Genomic DNA, 15,557 nt, shown 5'->3' on the forward strand with positions numbered 1-15,557 from the left:
GAACGGACTGGCCTGCCTGCCGTTGGTGCCGCTTTTCGTTGGGTGCTCAATCCTCGCCAGGCCCCAACCGTTCCCCGACCGCCCGCACCATTTCGCGGTAGCTGGTGCGCTTTCGTTGCCGCCAACAGCCCCCAGCGGGAACAGCGTAGGGAGGAGCCCTGAGGACGGCCCCTCCCTACCCCTCAATTCCTTGTTATCTCCCAGGGAACCCCCGAACCCCCGAATCCCCGAACCCCCGAATCCCTGAATCCCTGAATCCCTGCCGAATCTTCACCCACAGGCCTTGCCGAGCATTCATTCCTGAGAACCTACTTCAGGCTCTTGGGTTCCGGGCCTCCGCGTTCCAAACTCCGACCTCCGCGCTCCGAAACCCGCGCCCCAACTCCGTACTCCGATCCCCCGGTCCGAACTTCGAGGTTCCCGGAACACGGGCTTCCATCCCTCTATCCACTCCTCTGGGAGATTGTGGGCATGCCAAAACGCGCAGGGGTGGGATCCCCCCTATTTCCAGGAAACCATCACGATCCCACCCCGGGACACCCCCAACCACCACCTGTGGAAAATCCAGCCGCTTCCCACCACCATGTGCGTTACTCACACCCGCTGTGGGCCTCCGGAGTCTCGTGGGCCTCCTGGATCTCCTTCACCCTGGACTCCGCCGGGGTCCCCACGTACCGCGCTCCTTCGCGTCCATCGGCTGCCCGGAAGGCGGAGTGTTGTCCGGTGGGCGGACAGCCGTCCACCCACCGGGTCGGGCCGTCCGCCCACCGGGTCAGGTCGTGTCCGAGTACCTCCCGACGTTGGGCACCGGCGGGGTGTCCTTGGGGCGCCTGCCGATCTTCGACCCCAGCCACACCAGCGGGTCGTACTTGCGGTCGGCCACCCGCTCCTTCAGCGGGATCAGCGCGTTGTCGGTGATGTGGATGCCCTCGGGGCACACCTCCGTGCAGCACTTGGTGATGTTGCAGTACCCCATGCCGAACTCGTCCTGGGCGATGCGTCTGCGATCGGCGGTGTCCTCGGGGTGCATCTCCAGTTCGGCCACCCGCATGAGGTAGCGCGGGCCCGAGAAGTGCTCCTTGTTCTCCTCGTGGTCACGGATCACGTGGCACACGTTGTTGCACAGGAAGCACTCGATGCACTTGCGGAACTCCTGCTGGCGCTCCACGTCCTCCTGCTGCATCCGGAAGTCGCCCGGCTTCTTGGCCGGGTCGGGGGTGAACGAGGGGATCTCCCGCGCCTTCTGGTAGTTGTACGACACGTCGCACACCAGGTCCCGGACGACCGGGAAGGTGCGCATCGGCGTCACCGTCACCACCTCGTCCTCCTCGAACGCGCTCATCCGCGTCATGCACGACAGTCGCGGGCGGCCGTTGATCTCCACCGAGCACGAACCGCACTTTCCCGCCTTGCAGTTCCACCGCACCGCCAGGTCCGGGGCCTGCGTGGCCTGGAGGCGGTGCAGGATGTCGAGCACCACCTCGCCCTCGTTGACCTCCACCCGGTACTCGGTGAGCTCACCCTCGCCGGAACCGCGCCACACCCGGAACACACGCTCGCTCATGACTGGCCCTCCTCGGCCGCGTCGTCCGCCGCCCCCGCCTCGGGCAGCTCCTCCTTCGTCAGGTACTTGGCCAGCTCGTCATGCCCGAAGAGGGCGAGCAGCCCGGCCGGAACGTCGGTGATCGGGCGCCGGGTCAGCGACACCCGGTCGGAGCGGTCCGCCCGCACCGACAGGTTCACCCTCCGCCACTCGGCCGACATGTCGGGGTAGTCGTCGCGCGTGTGCCCTCCGCGCGACTCGGTGCGTTCCAGCGCCGCGGCGGTGACCGCGCGCGAGACCAGGATCATGTTGGGCAGCGCCAGGGCCAGGTGCCAGCCGGGGTTGTACACCCGGTCGCCGGGCGCGCTGAGCATGCGGGCGCGCTCCTCCAGCGTGTCCAGGACCTCGAGAGCCCGCTCCATCTCCGGGCCGCGGCGGATGATGCCCACCAGCTCGTTCATGGCCTCCTGGAGTTCGGTGTGGAGCGTGTACGGGTTCTCGCCGTCACCCTGCTTGAGGAACTCCAGCGCGTACGAGGCCGCCTCCGCGGCGACCCGGTCCACGTCGGGGGCCGACCGGTCGCCGAGCCCGTCCACGTAGGCGGCGGCGCCCATCCCCGCCCTGCGCCCGAACACCAGCAGGTCCGACAGGGAGTTGCCGCCCAGCCGGTTGGAGCCGTGCATGCCGCCCGCGACCTCACCGGCCGCGAACAGCCCGGGCACGTCGGAGGCGGCGGTGTCGGCGTCCACCCGCACCCCGCCCATCACGTAGTGGCAGGTCGGTCCCACCTCCATGGGTTCGGCGGTGATGTCCACGTCCGCCAGTTCCTTGAACTGGTGGTGCATGGACGGCAGCCGCCTGCGGATCTCCTCGGCGGGCAGGCGTGTGGACACGTCCAGGAACACGCCACCGTGCGGTGAGCCGCGCCCCTCCTTGACCTCGTTGTTGATCGCCCGTGCGACCTCGTCACGGGGCAGCAGCTCCGGCGGCCTGCGGTTGTTGGCGGGGTCGCCGTACCAGCCGTCGGCCTCCTCCTCGGTCTCGGCGTACTGGGAACGGAACACGTCCGGCACGTAGTCGAACATGAACCGCCTCCCCTCGGAGTTGCGCAGCACGCCGCCGTCACCGCGCACCGACTCGGTGACGAGGATGCCCTTCACCGACGGCGGCCAGACCATCCCGGTGGGGTGGAACTGGACGAACTCCATGTTGATCAGGGACGCGCCCGCCCGCAGCGCCAGCGCGTGGCCGTCGCCGGTGTACTCCCAGGAGTTGGAGGTGGTGCGGAAGGCCTTGCCGATGCCGCCGGTGGCAAGGACGACCGCGGGCGCCTCGAAGAGGACGAACCCGCCGTCCACCCGGCGGTAGCCGAACGCACCGGTGATCCGTCCCGGAGTGCTCCGGTCCCCGTCCGCGTTCCCGTCCCCGTCCGCGTCCACGGCCGTGGCCCCGCCGCCGGACTGGGCGTCCTCGGTGATCAGCTGGGTGATCGCGGTCTCGGCGAAGACCCGGATCCGCGCCTCGGGATCACCCAGTTCGGCTGCGTCGGCCTGCTGGAGCGCGACGACCCGTTGCTGGAGGGTGCGGATCATCTCCAGGCCGGTGCGGTCGCCCACGTGCGCCAGCCGCGGGTACTCGTGCCCGCCGAAGTTGCGCTGGCTGATCTTCCCTTCCTCGGTGCGATCGAACAGCGCGCCCCAGTACTCCAGTTCCAGGATGCGCTCGGGCGCCTCACGGGCGTGCAGCTCGACCATGCGCGGGTCGTTGAGGAACTTGCCGCCGCGCAGGGTGTCGCGGAAGTGCACGCGCCACTCGTCGTCGGGGTTGGCGTTGCCCAGGGCGGCGGCGGCACCGCCCTCGGCCATCACCGTGTGGGCCTTGCCGAACAGCGACTTGGAGATGACCGCGGTGCGTTTGCCCTGTTCACGGGCGGCGATCGCGGCGCGCAACCCGGCTCCGCCCGCTCCGATCACCACCACGTCGTAGGTGTACCGGGTGATCTCGGGCTCTGCTGTGGGGGGCATGTGTTACTGCCTTCCTTCCCCTGGGTCAGTTGAGGATGCGCAGGTCGGTGATGGCGCCACTGGCGACCAGGGCGATGTAGGCGTCCGTGATCATCAGGGTCGCGAGGCTGAGCCAGGCGTAGAGCATGTGCCGGTTGTTCAGCGTGGAGACGCGGCTCCACATCCAGTACCGGGCCGGGTGCCTGCCGAAGTTGCGCAGCCGTCCGCCCATGACGTGGCGGCACGAGTGGCAGCTGAGCGTGTAGCACCACAGCATGACCACGTTGACGAGCATGATGAGGTTGCCGAGCCCGATGCCGAAGCCGCCGTCGATGCCGTGGAAGAAGGGGACCAGCATGTCCCAGGTGTTGACGATGGTGAGGACGAGGGCGGCGTAGAAGAAGTAGCGGTGGCCGTTCTGGATCCGCATCAGGGGCCGGGTCTCGCCGGTGTAGGTCCTGTGGGGCTCGCGCACGGCGCACGCGGTGGGCGCCTGCCAGATCGAGCGGTAGTAGGCCTTGCGGTAGTAGTAGCAGGTCAGCCGGAACAGCAGCAGGATCGGCAGGCTGATCAGGGCGTAGGGGACGAGTGGCGGGAACTCCACGGGCAGCCGTCCGAACAGGGCCGCCTCGGGCGGGCACTGCTGCGCGATGCACGGGGAGTAGAACGGCGTCAGATAGTGGTGCTCCTGGACCCAGAAGTGGTCCTGCTGGAACACGCGCAGGGTCGCGTAGACGACGAAGGTGGCCAGGCCCAGCGTGGTGAGGAGCGGGCCGAGCCACCAGTTGTCGGTGCGCAGGGTTCTCTGGGGAAGACGTGCCCGGCCGCCTCGGGGACGTCCGCTGTCGGTCGCTGTCACCGCGTTCCTCCACCTCCTGTGGGAAGGTTCCGGCCGGGCGGGGCGCGGTACCCGCCTCCTACGGCCACGGCGGCTGCGCCGGGCGGCTGCGGGGAACCGCCGTGGCAACCGGCCCGCAACGCAACGTTAGGGCGTTGTGATCACGGTCACGTCCCGGAAGGCGGGGAACTCCTGGGAAAGGAGTGTGAAATGCGCCACTTTCAAGCGCTCATTTGCGGTGTTTTGCCCATTAATAAGGCGAAAAGTCCCCTGTGTGGACCCAGTGGTGTCGGGAGCGCGAGTGGCGTGTGGTAAAGGAGATGCGTCAGTCCGATTCCTTCGTGAGCAGGACCTCCAGGTCCGGGCCCAGGTCCTGCGGCGACATCCCCAGCAGGTAGTCGTTGAGGTGGCGGCGGAACGCGTCCGCCGAGTGCGAGGGCTCCACGTCCCGGCGCCGCGCCAGCGCCACCGTCCGCAGCAGGCGCGGTCGGGCCAGCGGCGTTCCGCGCAGGCTCTGCCGGTTCCGCAACACCATGCTCGGCACCACCGCCAGCCCCATACCCGCCTCCACGAACCGCAGCACGGCGTCCATCTCGCCGCCCTCCACGGCCAGCTCGGGCTCGAACCCGGCCGCCCGGCACGCGCGCAGCGTCGCCTCGCGCACGTCGTATCCGCGCCGGAACATCACGAGCGGGCGCCCCCGGAGTTCGAGGATGCGGATGGACGCCCTCCCGTTGGGGGAGGGGCCCGACATCGGGCTCGCCACCACCAGGTTCTCCCGCAGGATCGGCGTGGTGGAGAAGTCCGGGTCGCTGCTGTGCAGCGGCAGGATGATCAGGGCCAGGTCCAGTTCGCCCCGCCCCAGGTCCCGGATGAGGTCGCGCGAGCCGCTCTCCTCCACCTGGAGCTCGATCCCGGGATAGCGGGTGTGGAAGTCCGCGAGCACGTCGGCCAGCAGTCCCGCGCACAGTGACGGGGTCGCGCCGAGGCGCACGCGGCCCCTGCGCACCCCGGCCAGCTCCGCGACCTCGCGTCGGGCCGTATCCAGGTCCGCGAGCATGCGCTGGGCGAGCGGAAGCAACACCTCACCGGCCGGTGTGAGTGTGATGTTTCCCCGGGCACGACTGAATAACGGCGCACCCAACTCCTGCTCAAGGCTGCGGATCTGTTTGCTCAAACTCGGCTGAGCGACGCGGGAAAGCTCTGCTGCACGGGTGAAATGGCGTGTGCGGGCCACGGCGACGAAGTAGGCCAGCTGCTGGAACTGCATGTTCCATAGCCTATGGCTATCGACTCAAGCATCGTGATGACTTGGACGTCAGTCTTAACCAGAACTTACAGTGACAGGCTGTGGCGAACAGTACCTTGACCAAGAAGCGGTCTACGGCCTACGGGTCCACGGTGGCGCTCAAGGCAGCGATGGCGGTCACCGGGGCGATCCTTGTGCTGTATTTGATCGCGCACATGTACGGCAACCTCAAGATCTTCTCGGGCCAGGAGGCCTTCGACGGCTACGCCCACAGCCTCCGCGAGCTGGGCTACCCGATGCTGCCCGAGAGCGGTTTCCTGTGGATCTTCCGCGTCGTCCTCCTGGCGAGCGTCCTGATCCACGCCTACGCGGCGGTGATGTTGTGGCGACGTGCCAACAAGGCGCGTCCGGCCGCCCAGCGTTACCAGGTGAAGAAGAAGGTGGACCGCACCTACGCCTCCTACACCATGCGTTACGGCGGCGTCCTCATCGCGCTCTTCGTGGTCTTCCACATCCTGCACCTGACCACGAACGACATCGCTCCCGGCGGTGCGTCCGACAGCCCCTACGAGCGGCTCGTGAACGGGTTCCAGCCCGAGTTCTGGTACGTGACCCTGTTCTACGTCCTGTCCGTGATCGCTGTGGGCCTGCACCTGCGGCACGGCATCTGGAGCGCCCTGGCCACCCTCGGCGCCAACAGGTCCAGCCGTCAGGGCAAGCTCAACGCGGTCGCCGTGGGTATCGCGCTGATCGTGACCGTCGGCTTCCTGCTCCCGCCTCTGGCGGTCACCTTTGGACTGGTGAGTTAATTGTCTGACAACGACTTCTTCCTCGTCGGCGACCCGATCCGGGACGAGAAGGCCCCGGAGGGGCCGATCAACGAGCGCTGGGACAAGCGCCGTTTCTCGGCCAAGCTGGTCAACCCGGCCAACCGGCGCAAGCTCTCGGTGATCATCGTCGGCACCGGCCTGGCCGGAGCCTCCGCCGCCGCGACCCTGGGCGAGGCGGGCTACAACGTCACCTCGTTCTGCTACCAGGACAGCCCGCGCCGTGCGCACTCCATCGCCGCGCAGGGCGGTATCAACGCCGCCAAGAACTACCGCAACGACGGTGACAGCATCTACCGGCTGTTCTACGACACCGTCAAGGGCGGCGACTTCCGCTCCCGCGAGTCGAACGTCTACCGCCTGGCCCAGACCAGCGTCGAGATCATCGACCAGTGCGTGGCCCAGGGCGTGCCCTTCGCCCGCGAGTACGGCGGTCTGCTCGACAACCGCTCCTTCGGCGGCGTGCAGGTCTCCCGTACCTTCTACGCGCGCGGCCAGACGGGTCAGCAGCTGCTGATCGGCGCCTACCAGGCCCTGGAGCGCCAGGTCGCGGCGGGCAGCGTCAAGATGAACACCCGCCACGAGATGCTCGAGGTCATCGTCGTGGACGGCCGCGCGCGGGGCATCATCGCCCGCGACATGGTCACGGGCGAGATCGAGACGCACTTCGCCGACGCCGTGGTGCTGGCCACCGGCGGTTACGGCAACGTGTTCTTCCTGTCGACCAACGCGATGGGCTGCAACGTCACCGCGTCCTGGCGCGCGCACCGCAAGGGCGCGCTCTTCGCCAACCCGTGCTACACGCAGATCCACCCGACCTGCATCCCGGTCAGCGGCGACTACCAGTCCAAGCTGACCCTGATGAGCGAGTCGCTGCGCAACGACGGCCGCATCTGGGTGCCCAAGGCGCACGGGGACACCCGCGACCCGCGCCAGATCCCCGAGGACGAGCGCGACTACTACCTGGAGCGCATCTACCCGTCCTTCGGCAACCTGGTGCCGCGTGACATCGCCTCCCGTGCCGCCAAGAACGTCTGCGACGAGGGCCGCGGCGTCGGCCCCGGCGGCCTGGGCGTGTACCTGGACTTCGCCGCCGCCATCGAGCGCATGGGACGGGACGCCGTCGAGGCCAAGTACGGCAACCTGTTCGACATGTACCAGCGCATCACCGGCGAGAACCCGTACGAGGTTCCGATGCGCATCTACCCGGCCGTGCACTACACCATGGGCGGTCTGTGGGTCGACTACGACCTCCAGAGCTCCATCCCGGGTCTGTTCGTGACCGGTGAGGCCAACTTCTCCGACCACGGTGCCAACCGCCTGGGCGCCAGCGCGCTGATGCAGGGTCTGGCGGACGGTTACTTCGTCCTGCCGAACACCATCAACGACTACCTGGCGTCGGGGCCGTTCGAGGGGATCGACGAGTCCCACCCCGAGGCCGTGGCCGCCAAGGAGCAGGTCACCTCCCGCATCGACAAGCTGCTCTCCATCCAGGGCTCCCGCACCGTCGACTCCTTCCACAAGGAGCTCGGCCACATCATGTGGGAGTACTGCGGTATGGAGCGCAGCGAGGAGGGCCTGACCAAGGCCATCGAGCTCATCCGTGCGCTGCGCGCCGAGTTCTGGCGCGACGTCAAGGTGCTCGGTACCAACGACGAGCTCAACCAGGCCCTGGAGAAGGCCGGCCGTGTGGCCGACTTCCTGGAGCTGGGCGAGCTCATGTGCATCGACGCGCTGCACCGCCGCGAGTCCTGCGGCGGCCACTTCCGCGCCGAGAGCCAGACCGAGGACGGCGAGGCGCTGCGCCACGACGACGAGTTCGCCTACGTCGCGGCCTGGGCGTTCGGCGGCGATGACAGCAAGCCCGTGCTCCACAAGGAGAACCTGGAGTACGAGTACGTCGAGATGAAGCAGCGGAGCTACAAGTGAACATCACCCTGCGCGTATGGCGTCAGAAGGGGCCGGACGACGAGGGTCGACTGGCCACCTACAAGCTCACCGACGTCTCCCCGGACATGTCGTTCCTGGAGATGCTCGACGTCCTCAACGAGAAGCTCACGCTGGAGAACGAGGAGCCGGTCGCGTTCGACCACGACTGTCGTGAGGGCATCTGCGGTGCCTGCGGTGTCGTGATCGACGGTGAGGCGCACGGCCCCGAGCGCACGACGACCTGCCAGCTGCACATGCGCAGCTTCAAGGACGGCGACACCATCACGGTGGAGCCGTGGCGGGCCAAGGCGTTCCCGGTCGTCAAGGACCTGGTCGTGGACCGCGGCGCGTTCGACCGCATCATCCAGGCGGGTGGCTACATCAGCGCCCCGACGGGTACCGCGCCGGACGCCCACGCCAACCCGATCCCGAAGCCGGACGCGGACCGCGCCTTCGACGCCGCGACCTGCATCGGCTGCGGTGCGTGCGTGGCGGCCTGCCCGAACGCCTCCAGCATGCTGTTCACCGCCGCGAAGGTCACCCACCTGGGCATGCTCCCGCAGGGACAGCCCGAGCGGGCCTCGCGCGTGGTGCAGATGATCAACCAGCAGGACGAGGAGGACTTCGGCGGCTGCACCAACATCGGTGAGTGCGCCGCGGTCTGCCCGAAGGGCATCCCGCTGGACACGATCTCGCAGCTCAACCGCGACCTGCTGGGCTCGCTCAGCAAGGGCGTCGGCTAGTCCCGATCCCTGTCGCACGGGGCCGTACCCCTCGGGGGTGCGGCCCTCCGTCGTTTTCGGCGACCTCAGCCCTCGTACTCGCGCCAGTGGCGGGGCAGGGAGCCGTGGTCCACGCCGATCTCGACGGTGTCCCCGTCCAGGCTCTCCACGTTCTCCCACGCCACGTAACGCTCGTGGCGGCGCATCCAGCCCAGCACCCGCTTCCACGGGGTGGGCGGATCCAACGTGCCCCCGTACCCGAAGCGGGACGCGAGCGCGTACCGGCCCAGCACCAGGCCGAGGACGGTGCAGGTGTCCCCCTCGCGGCGTACGACGACGTCCTGGACGGTGCCGATCCGCCGCCCGGAGCCGTCCACGACCCCGCGCCCGAGCAGCTCGCTGAACAGGAACCCGCTCACCGCCGCGCTCCCGGGATCCGGCTGATGACGTTGCGGCCCAGCCACCTCTCCGCCGCCCGGCTCCCCTCGGGCGCGGGCGTCGACAGGCGGGTCGTGGGGGAGAAGACCTCGACGTCTCCCACCGGGATCCGCACGGGTTCGTCGTGGTCGAAGGGGCGCAGCCTGGACAGCACCGTGCGCCACAGCTTCCCCAGGCGCCCCGACAGCCTCGGGCCCAGGGCGGCGGTGTCGGTGAGCAGCGCCGTCATGGTCGGCGGCCCCTCACCCTCCCGGGAGAACTCGACGTCGTCGGCCTTGCCCACGTGCCCCCCGTCGCGGTCGACGATCTGTCGGTCCAACACGGTGAAGCCGATGCGGAACGTGGTTCCGCGCTCCTGGTTCTCCGGCATCTCACTGTCCCGCTTTCGTGTAGAGCATGAGGGGGATGGCGACGATCGACACCGCGAGGAGCAGGACCAGGTAGACCGACCCCACGATGTTGGTGAACCGCGAGTTGACCCGGTCGCCCAGGTAACCGCGGTCGTTGGCGACCACGAAGATCGGCAGGTAGGTGAGCGGCAGCGCCCCCGCCGACAGCACGATGCTGTACTCGACCACCTTGATCGGGTCGAGCCCGGTGAGGATGAAGAGGGTGCCCGCCAGCAGGCCCAGCAGGATGGCCAGCTGGAAGTACGGCACCTGCTCGGGCGGCTTGGTCTTGCCCCACGGCCAGCCGAAGTACTGGGCCAGGCCGTAACCCGACGCTAGGGCCGACTCCAGGGCGGCGCCGAAGGTGGCCGCGAAGAAGCCCACGAGGACCACGATCAGCCCGATCCTGCCCAGCGCCGCGACCACCGGGAGCGCGACCTGGCCCAGGTCCTCCACCTGGACGCTGGCGGGCATGAGCCAGACCGCCGCGCAACCCATGATGGCCAGGGCGAGCAGCCCGCCCACCGGGAAGCCGAAGAAGATGTTGATCCGGGCCGTGGCCAGGTCGCGGGGCGTCCACTTCTCCTCCACTCCGCTGGAGGAGAAGAACAGCACCGAGTAGGGGGTCATCGTCGCGCCGAACAGCGCGATCCCGTAGTAGGCCCACACCGACCACTCCTCGTTCGGGGGCGGGGACAGGCTCGCGGCGCTGGTCATGAGCCCTCCCCAGTCGGGGCCGAGCTGCCACAGGGCGACGCCGAAGACGACCAGGGCCAGGCCGAGCAGTCCGTAGGTCTTCTCCATCCACCCGAACGGCATCCGCCACACGACGATCCAGACCAGGGCCACGGCCACCGGGACCCACAGCAGGTAGTGGATGCCGCTGGCCAGTTCGAGGGCGAGCGCGATACCGCCGATCTGCGCCGACATGGTCAGCAGGGTGATGACGTAGGACGCCAGCAGGTTGGCCAGGCCCGCACGGGCGCCGAGCCGCTCGCGGACCAGGTCGAAGACGGCCCGGCCGCTGACCGCCGTGACGCGCGCCGCCATCTCGGTGAAGAGCGTGATCCCGATGATGCCGACGGGGATCACCCAGGCCAGCGACATCCCGAAGCGCGAACCGATCACGGCGTTGGCGACCAGGTCGCCGATGTCCAGGAACCCGCCGACGGCGGTGAGCATGCCCAGGGTGAAGGACAGGACGAGCCTCACCGCAGTTCCTCCTGGAGTTCGGTCAGCTCGGAGGCGGTCGCGTGGAGCCCCTCGGCGGCCTCGGCCAACCCGGCGGCGTCCTCCCGCTTCAGGGCGATGCGCAGGGCCGACAGGTCGTGGACGGAGGCGTTCGCCAGGTCCGTCAGCTCGTCCCGCAGCGGATCACACGCGGGTGCGGGCGGTTGGAGGGCGCCGAAGGTGTCGGTGAGGGAGCGGGCGGACTCCTCCACGTCCTTGGTGCTGGTCTCCAGGTAGGGCTGGAAGGCCCGGTCGTCCTCGGCCAGCTCCGCGACGAGGATGCCCGTGCGGACGGCCGACAGCAGGTCACCGGTGGTCAGCAACGCGTCGTGGTGGTAGGCCTCCGTGGTCAGCGCGGGGGCGGTGCAGGCGGTGGCCGCCAGCACGAGGGCGGTCGCCGCCAGGGCGCCGCGGGCACCCCGCACCGGTCGGAGGACCCGCGGTCCTCGGGAGCGCCGTGGCCGTGGCGGCTCGCTGCCGGTCATGACTCAGGACCCTAGTCACGCGGGGTGGCGTTGCCGTTACCATCCGGCGCGTGTCCGCGTCTCGGTGTCCGCGCGGGACCCGGGGCCGGTCACCCATGGGAGACGCCCCGGACGTCCGCGCGGTCATCCCGTCACGTGGCGGCGGGGCGCAGCATGCAGTAGGCCGACGGGGTCGTCGGGTGGTGGATCGCACGCGTCACCCGGAAGTCGAAACGCTCGTAGTAGCCGATGTTGGCGGGGTTCGTCGTCTCCAGGTAGACGGGTACGCCCTCCGAATCGGCCCGGGTCAGACCCGCGCGCAGCAGCCGGGTACCCGCACCGCTTCCGCGCACCGCGGGGTCGGAGCCCAGCATGGACAGGTACCAGTGCGGCTCCTCGGGCGCGGACGCCTTCAGACCACCCAGGTACCGCACCAACTCCGGGAGGCGGGCCGGACCCAGCAGCCGGATCCAGTGCGGCAGGGACCTCAGCAGGACCAGGGGGCCCTCCGTGGTGGCGCCGGGCGGCGTCCACAGCGCCGCGCCCCGGACCACGGGACCGCGGGCGGGTTCCTCACGGGACTCCGCCACGGTGGCGTGGCCGCTCGGGACGTGGGCGAAACCGGCCATCATCGCGCACGCCCGGGCGTTCTGCGCCATGCGCAGGCCGTCGTCCGGGAAGAGCCACCGGAAGAGCGGGTCCTGGTAGAAGGCGCGGCTCAGTACCCGTGTCACTCCGGACACGTCGTTCATGGTCGCGGTGCGGACGGCCGTCACCGCTGGTGCCGTGGGCGTCACGGGCGCTGCCTCTTCCCTTGCGTCAGGGGCTCCGAACACGGCTCATCGTAGGGCGAGCGGCCGTCGCGGGTGGGGTGTTTCGCGGGAAGAGGCGGCGGATCCGCGAAGGCTCAGGACGGGTCGCGCAGCAGGAAGTAGTTGGTCCCGGCGTCCGGGCTCTCGACCTCGCGGACCACCCGGAAACCGAACCGCTCGTAGAAGCCGACGACCTTGGGGTTGAGCGTCTGGGTGAACACCGGGACGCCCTCGGAGTCCGCGCGGTCCAGGCCGGAGGTGAGCAGTCCGCCGCCGATGCCGGTACCGGCCGCGGCCGGGTCCACGCCCAGCGTCGCCAGGTACAGGTGGGGCTCCTGGGGAGCGGCCAGCTTCCACTCGGCGAACACGCGCACGAACGCGGCCAGACGTGCGCGGCCGATCAGGGAACCCCAGTGCGGCCAGGTGCGCAGTGACACCAGCTGGCCCTCGGGGTTGGCGTTGGGCGGAGCCCACAGCGCCGCACCGCGCACCACCGGCGCCTCCTCGGACCCGTCCCTGGTCTCCGTGACCCTGGTGTCACCCGAGGAGACGTAGCCGAACCCCGCGGTGAGGGCGAAGAAGCGGCGCGTCCTGGCCACGCGCAGTTCGTCGTCGGGGAACAGCCACCGGAAGAACGGATCCTCGTGCGCTGACCTGCTCAGGACGCGCGCGACACCGGCGACGTCGTCGATCGTGGCGGGGCGGGAGGATGCTGTGACGGTCGGACTCATCCCGGAATCTCTCTGATAGGGGCCTTTCGGCCATGGTAGATCACAGAACTGTCACGACAGTGCCGTGGTGGGGGCCGGTGCGGCGGCGGAGGACGCACCGCCCGCGCCCGGGACGGGCTGGTCGAACACGTGAGCCCGCACCCAGGAGTGCATGGCGATCGCCGCCGCGGCCCCCGCGTTGATCGACCGGGTCGAGCCGAACTGGGAGATCGACAGCACCGCCTGGCACACCCGTCGCACCTCCTCCGACAGTCCCGGGCCCTCCTGCCCGAACACCAGCACCGCGTCCCTGGGCAGCGGGTAGGTCTCCAGCGGCACGGCGCCCGGCAGGTTGTCGATCCCGAGCAGCGCCAGCCCGCGCTCCCGCGCCCACGTCACCAGCGAGTCCGTGTCGGGATGGTGGTGGACGTGCTGGTAGCGGTCGGTCACCATCGCGCCCCGCTTGTTCCAGCGGCGGCGGCCCACGATGTGCACGGCCGCGCACCCGAACGCGTTGGCGGTGCGCACGACCGATCCGATGTTGAAGTCGTGCGTCCAGTTCTCCACGGCGACGTGGAAGGGATGGCGCGCGGTGTCGAGGTCGGCCACGATCGCCTCGCGCCGCCAGTACCGGTAGCGGTCCACCACGTTGCGGCGGTCACCCTCGGCCAGCAGTTCGGGGTCGTAGTGGTCGCCCTCCGGCCAGGGGCCGACCCACGGGCCCACGCCCACCTCACGCGCCTCGTCCTCACCGGCACCGTCCGCGGGCGCGCGCGAGGCGGGGCCGCGGACGGTACCGGAGGGCGGGATCTGGGGTGCGGGGTGTTCGTTCATCCGTTCCAGCTTACGAACGTTCCGCGGTACGGGATCTCCGCGTCACCCCTACAGGTGGAGGTCCCCGTGGAAGTCCCTGCCCTGGTACACCCGCGCGTCACCGCCGACGTTCCCCGCGATGCGGTTGACCACGATCGAGCCGCCGCCTTGGGCCACCTCGCCGCGCAACCCCTCCATCAGTTCGCGGATGCCGGAGTCCTCCTCCTCCGCGCGTTCCAGGTGCTCGGCCACGATGGTCAGCGCATGCGGGTCGTTCGGCTCCAGACGGGCCTCGTCCAGGGCCGCCTGGGCCTCGGAGTCCGTGCGGAAGCGTGCGAAGACCGCCCTGCACAGGGACCTGAACGTGGTGGTGGTGTCGTCGGTCGCCGACTCGGTGATCCTCGTGACCGAGTTGGCGGCGACGGCGGAGGCGATGGCGAGGGTGTCGGGCTCGGGCATGGAGGGTGCTCCTTCGGGATGGACGCGTCACCCCCCAGTCTTCCCGTTCAGGCCCGGTCGCGCCGCCTCTTTCCGACCAGAAGCGCCACCGCGCGCCAGCCGAGCATGGTCACGGCGAGGAACAGGGAGGTGACGACGACGAAGCTGAGCGGGGCGCCCTCCCCGGTCACCAGGCGCAACGCCATACCCCCGGCCACGGTCACGGCCCACACGAACACGCCCGTCGGCCAGATGCGGGCGGGGGAGGTCCAGGCGAGGGTGACCACCCAGCCCAGGGCCGTGCCGACGACGAACGGCCACGCGGTCGAGGCGATCGCGGTCAGGGCGGTGCCGGTCCCGTGGTCGGCCCTGCCGATCACGACGAAGGCGAGCACGCAGACCAGGTCGGCCAGCAGTGCGACGAGGGCGCGTGGCGCCGTGGAGGAACGCATGGGGCCAGGCTATGCCCAGGTCACCGGAGTGCTCCGTCGGGTCGGGTGGTGCGCCCGGGAGGAGGCCCGGAGCGTGAGCCCGGGGTGGGGCGGAGCACGGGCTCCGAACGCCGGAACACCTGTGGGAGAACCGATCCCGTCACCCGGGTGTCCTACGTTGGTGAACGTCGAACGCACCGAAGGCATCGGATGCGCCTCACGCCCGCCCCCGTTTGGCCCCGGAACCAGAAGGTTGTTCCCATTCCATGAGCGCTGCCCCTCCGCCCATGCCCCATGGCCACGCGCCGACTCCCCTGCCGGAGGGGGTGGCTCCCCTCACCCATGACGAACCCCGCCGCATCGGTCCCTTCCGGGTGGTGGGCCGGATCGGCTCGGGCGGCATGGGCGTGGTCTACGCGGCCCTGGACGACGCCGACCGGAGGGTCGCGGTCAAGTGCGCGCACCGCGTCTACGCGGGGGACGGCGAGTTCCGGGCCAGGTTCGCCCGCGAGGTCGCCCTGGTACGCAGGGTGCGCGCGGCATGCGTGCCCGCCTTCCTGGACGCCGACACGCGCGCGGACACACCATGGCTGGCCACCGAGTACGTGCCCGGCCCGACCCTGGACGCCCACGTACGCGCCCACGGCCCGCTTCCCGGGGCGGTCCTCCCCGCCTTCGCGTTGGGTGTGGCCGAAGCGCTGACGGCGATCCACGGGGCGGG

The 15,557-nt window shown here is 69.7% G+C and carries 17 protein-coding genes; 4 read left to right on the forward strand and 13 right to left on the reverse strand.

Annotated features, from left to right (window positions below; genetic code table 11):
- Positions 1–772: 772 nt before the first annotated feature.
- From D455_RS0128295 to D455_RS0128310, 4 genes are all read right to left on the reverse strand, one after another.
- Positions 773–1,564, reverse strand: a complete 792-nt coding sequence (locus tag D455_RS0128295) for a succinate dehydrogenase/fumarate reductase iron-sulfur subunit (protein ID WP_017574020.1) — start codon at positions 1,562–1,564, stop codon at positions 773–775.
- A complete protein-coding gene (locus tag D455_RS0128300; protein WP_017574021.1) occupies positions 1,561–3,567 on the reverse strand; it encodes a fumarate reductase/succinate dehydrogenase flavoprotein subunit in 2,007 nt (668 codons plus the stop codon). The genes D455_RS0128295 and D455_RS0128300 overlap by 4 nt, the downstream gene beginning before the upstream one ends.
- Before the next feature lie 25 nt (positions 3,568–3,592).
- Positions 3,593–4,405 carry a hypothetical protein gene (locus D455_RS0128305; protein ID WP_017574022.1) on the reverse strand — a complete coding sequence of 271 codons (813 nt, stop codon included), beginning with the start codon at positions 4,403–4,405 and terminating at the stop codon, positions 3,593–3,595.
- A 304-nt stretch (positions 4,406–4,709) separates the two neighbouring features.
- Positions 4,710–5,654, reverse strand: coding sequence for a LysR family transcriptional regulator (locus D455_RS0128310; RefSeq protein ID WP_026123065.1), 945 nt, complete (start codon positions 5,652–5,654; stop codon positions 4,710–4,712).
- Between the two features lie 131 nt (positions 5,655–5,785).
- Between D455_RS0128310 and D455_RS0128315 the strand changes: the two genes are divergently transcribed.
- From D455_RS0128315 to D455_RS0128325, 3 genes are read left to right on the forward strand one after another with little or no spacing between them, the layout of a single operon-like run.
- Positions 5,786–6,442, forward strand: a complete 657-nt coding sequence (locus D455_RS0128315; RefSeq protein ID WP_083922517.1) for a succinate dehydrogenase cytochrome b subunit — start codon at positions 5,786–5,788, stop codon at positions 6,440–6,442.
- Entirely contained in the window at positions 6,443–8,389 is a 1,947-nt protein-coding gene (locus D455_RS0128320) for a fumarate reductase/succinate dehydrogenase flavoprotein subunit (RefSeq protein ID WP_017574025.1), read from the forward strand.
- Complete coding sequence (locus tag D455_RS0128325) at positions 8,386–9,132, forward strand: succinate dehydrogenase/fumarate reductase iron-sulfur subunit (RefSeq protein ID WP_017574026.1); 747 nt, start codon at positions 8,386–8,388, stop codon at positions 9,130–9,132. Before D455_RS0128320 ends, D455_RS0128325 begins: the two co-directional genes overlap by 4 nt.
- Before the next feature lie 65 nt (positions 9,133–9,197).
- Here D455_RS0128325 and D455_RS0128330 read toward each other — a convergent pair whose 3' ends face one another.
- The 9 genes from D455_RS0128330 to D455_RS0128370 all read right to left on the reverse strand — a co-directional run bounded on the left by D455_RS0128330 (position 9,198) and on the right by D455_RS0128370 (position 14,857).
- Positions 9,198–9,530, reverse strand: a complete 333-nt coding sequence (locus tag D455_RS0128330; protein WP_017574027.1) for a PRC-barrel domain-containing protein — start codon at positions 9,528–9,530, stop codon at positions 9,198–9,200.
- Positions 9,527–9,919, reverse strand: coding sequence for a hypothetical protein (locus D455_RS0128335; protein ID WP_017574028.1), 393 nt, complete (start codon positions 9,917–9,919; stop codon positions 9,527–9,529). The genes D455_RS0128330 and D455_RS0128335 overlap by 4 nt, the downstream gene beginning before the upstream one ends.
- Before the next feature lies 1 nt (position 9,920).
- Positions 9,921–11,150 carry an NRAMP family divalent metal transporter gene (locus tag D455_RS0128340; protein WP_017574029.1) on the reverse strand — a complete coding sequence of 410 codons (1,230 nt, stop codon included), beginning with the start codon at positions 11,148–11,150 and terminating at the stop codon, positions 9,921–9,923.
- On the reverse strand, positions 11,147–11,593 hold the full coding sequence (locus D455_RS0128345) for a hypothetical protein (RefSeq protein WP_017574030.1): 447 nt from the start codon (positions 11,591–11,593) through the stop codon (positions 11,147–11,149). The genes D455_RS0128340 and D455_RS0128345 overlap by 4 nt, the downstream gene beginning before the upstream one ends.
- 191 nt (positions 11,594–11,784) lie before the next feature.
- Positions 11,785–12,429, reverse strand: coding sequence for a GNAT family N-acetyltransferase (locus D455_RS0128350; protein ID WP_026123067.1), 645 nt, complete (start codon positions 12,427–12,429; stop codon positions 11,785–11,787).
- A gap of 110 nt (positions 12,430–12,539) precedes the next feature.
- Positions 12,540–13,175, reverse strand: a complete 636-nt coding sequence (locus D455_RS0128355; RefSeq protein WP_017574032.1) for a GNAT family N-acetyltransferase — start codon at positions 13,173–13,175, stop codon at positions 12,540–12,542.
- A 51-nt stretch (positions 13,176–13,226) separates the two neighbouring features.
- Complete coding sequence (locus tag D455_RS0128360) at positions 13,227–13,988, reverse strand: TrmH family RNA methyltransferase (RefSeq protein WP_017574033.1); 762 nt, start codon at positions 13,986–13,988, stop codon at positions 13,227–13,229.
- A gap of 48 nt (positions 13,989–14,036) precedes the next feature.
- Positions 14,037–14,426: a hypothetical protein gene (locus tag D455_RS0128365; RefSeq protein WP_017574034.1), complete on the reverse strand. Its 390-nt coding sequence runs from the start codon at positions 14,424–14,426 to the stop codon at positions 14,037–14,039.
- 47 nt (positions 14,427–14,473) lie between these two features.
- Complete coding sequence (locus D455_RS0128370) at positions 14,474–14,857, reverse strand: DUF3054 domain-containing protein (RefSeq protein ID WP_017574035.1); 384 nt, start codon at positions 14,855–14,857, stop codon at positions 14,474–14,476.
- Positions 14,858–15,102: 245 nt separating this feature from the next.
- Here D455_RS0128370 and D455_RS31960 point away from each other — a divergent pair.
- On the forward strand, positions 15,103–15,557 hold a 455-nt coding region (locus tag D455_RS31960), incomplete at its 3' end, for a protein kinase domain-containing protein (RefSeq protein ID WP_241480421.1).

The sequence above is a fragment of the Nocardiopsis halotolerans DSM 44410 genome (genome assembly GCF_000341065.1).
GTDB classification, from domain to species: Bacteria; Actinomycetota; Actinomycetes; order Streptosporangiales; family Streptosporangiaceae; genus Nocardiopsis; species Nocardiopsis halotolerans.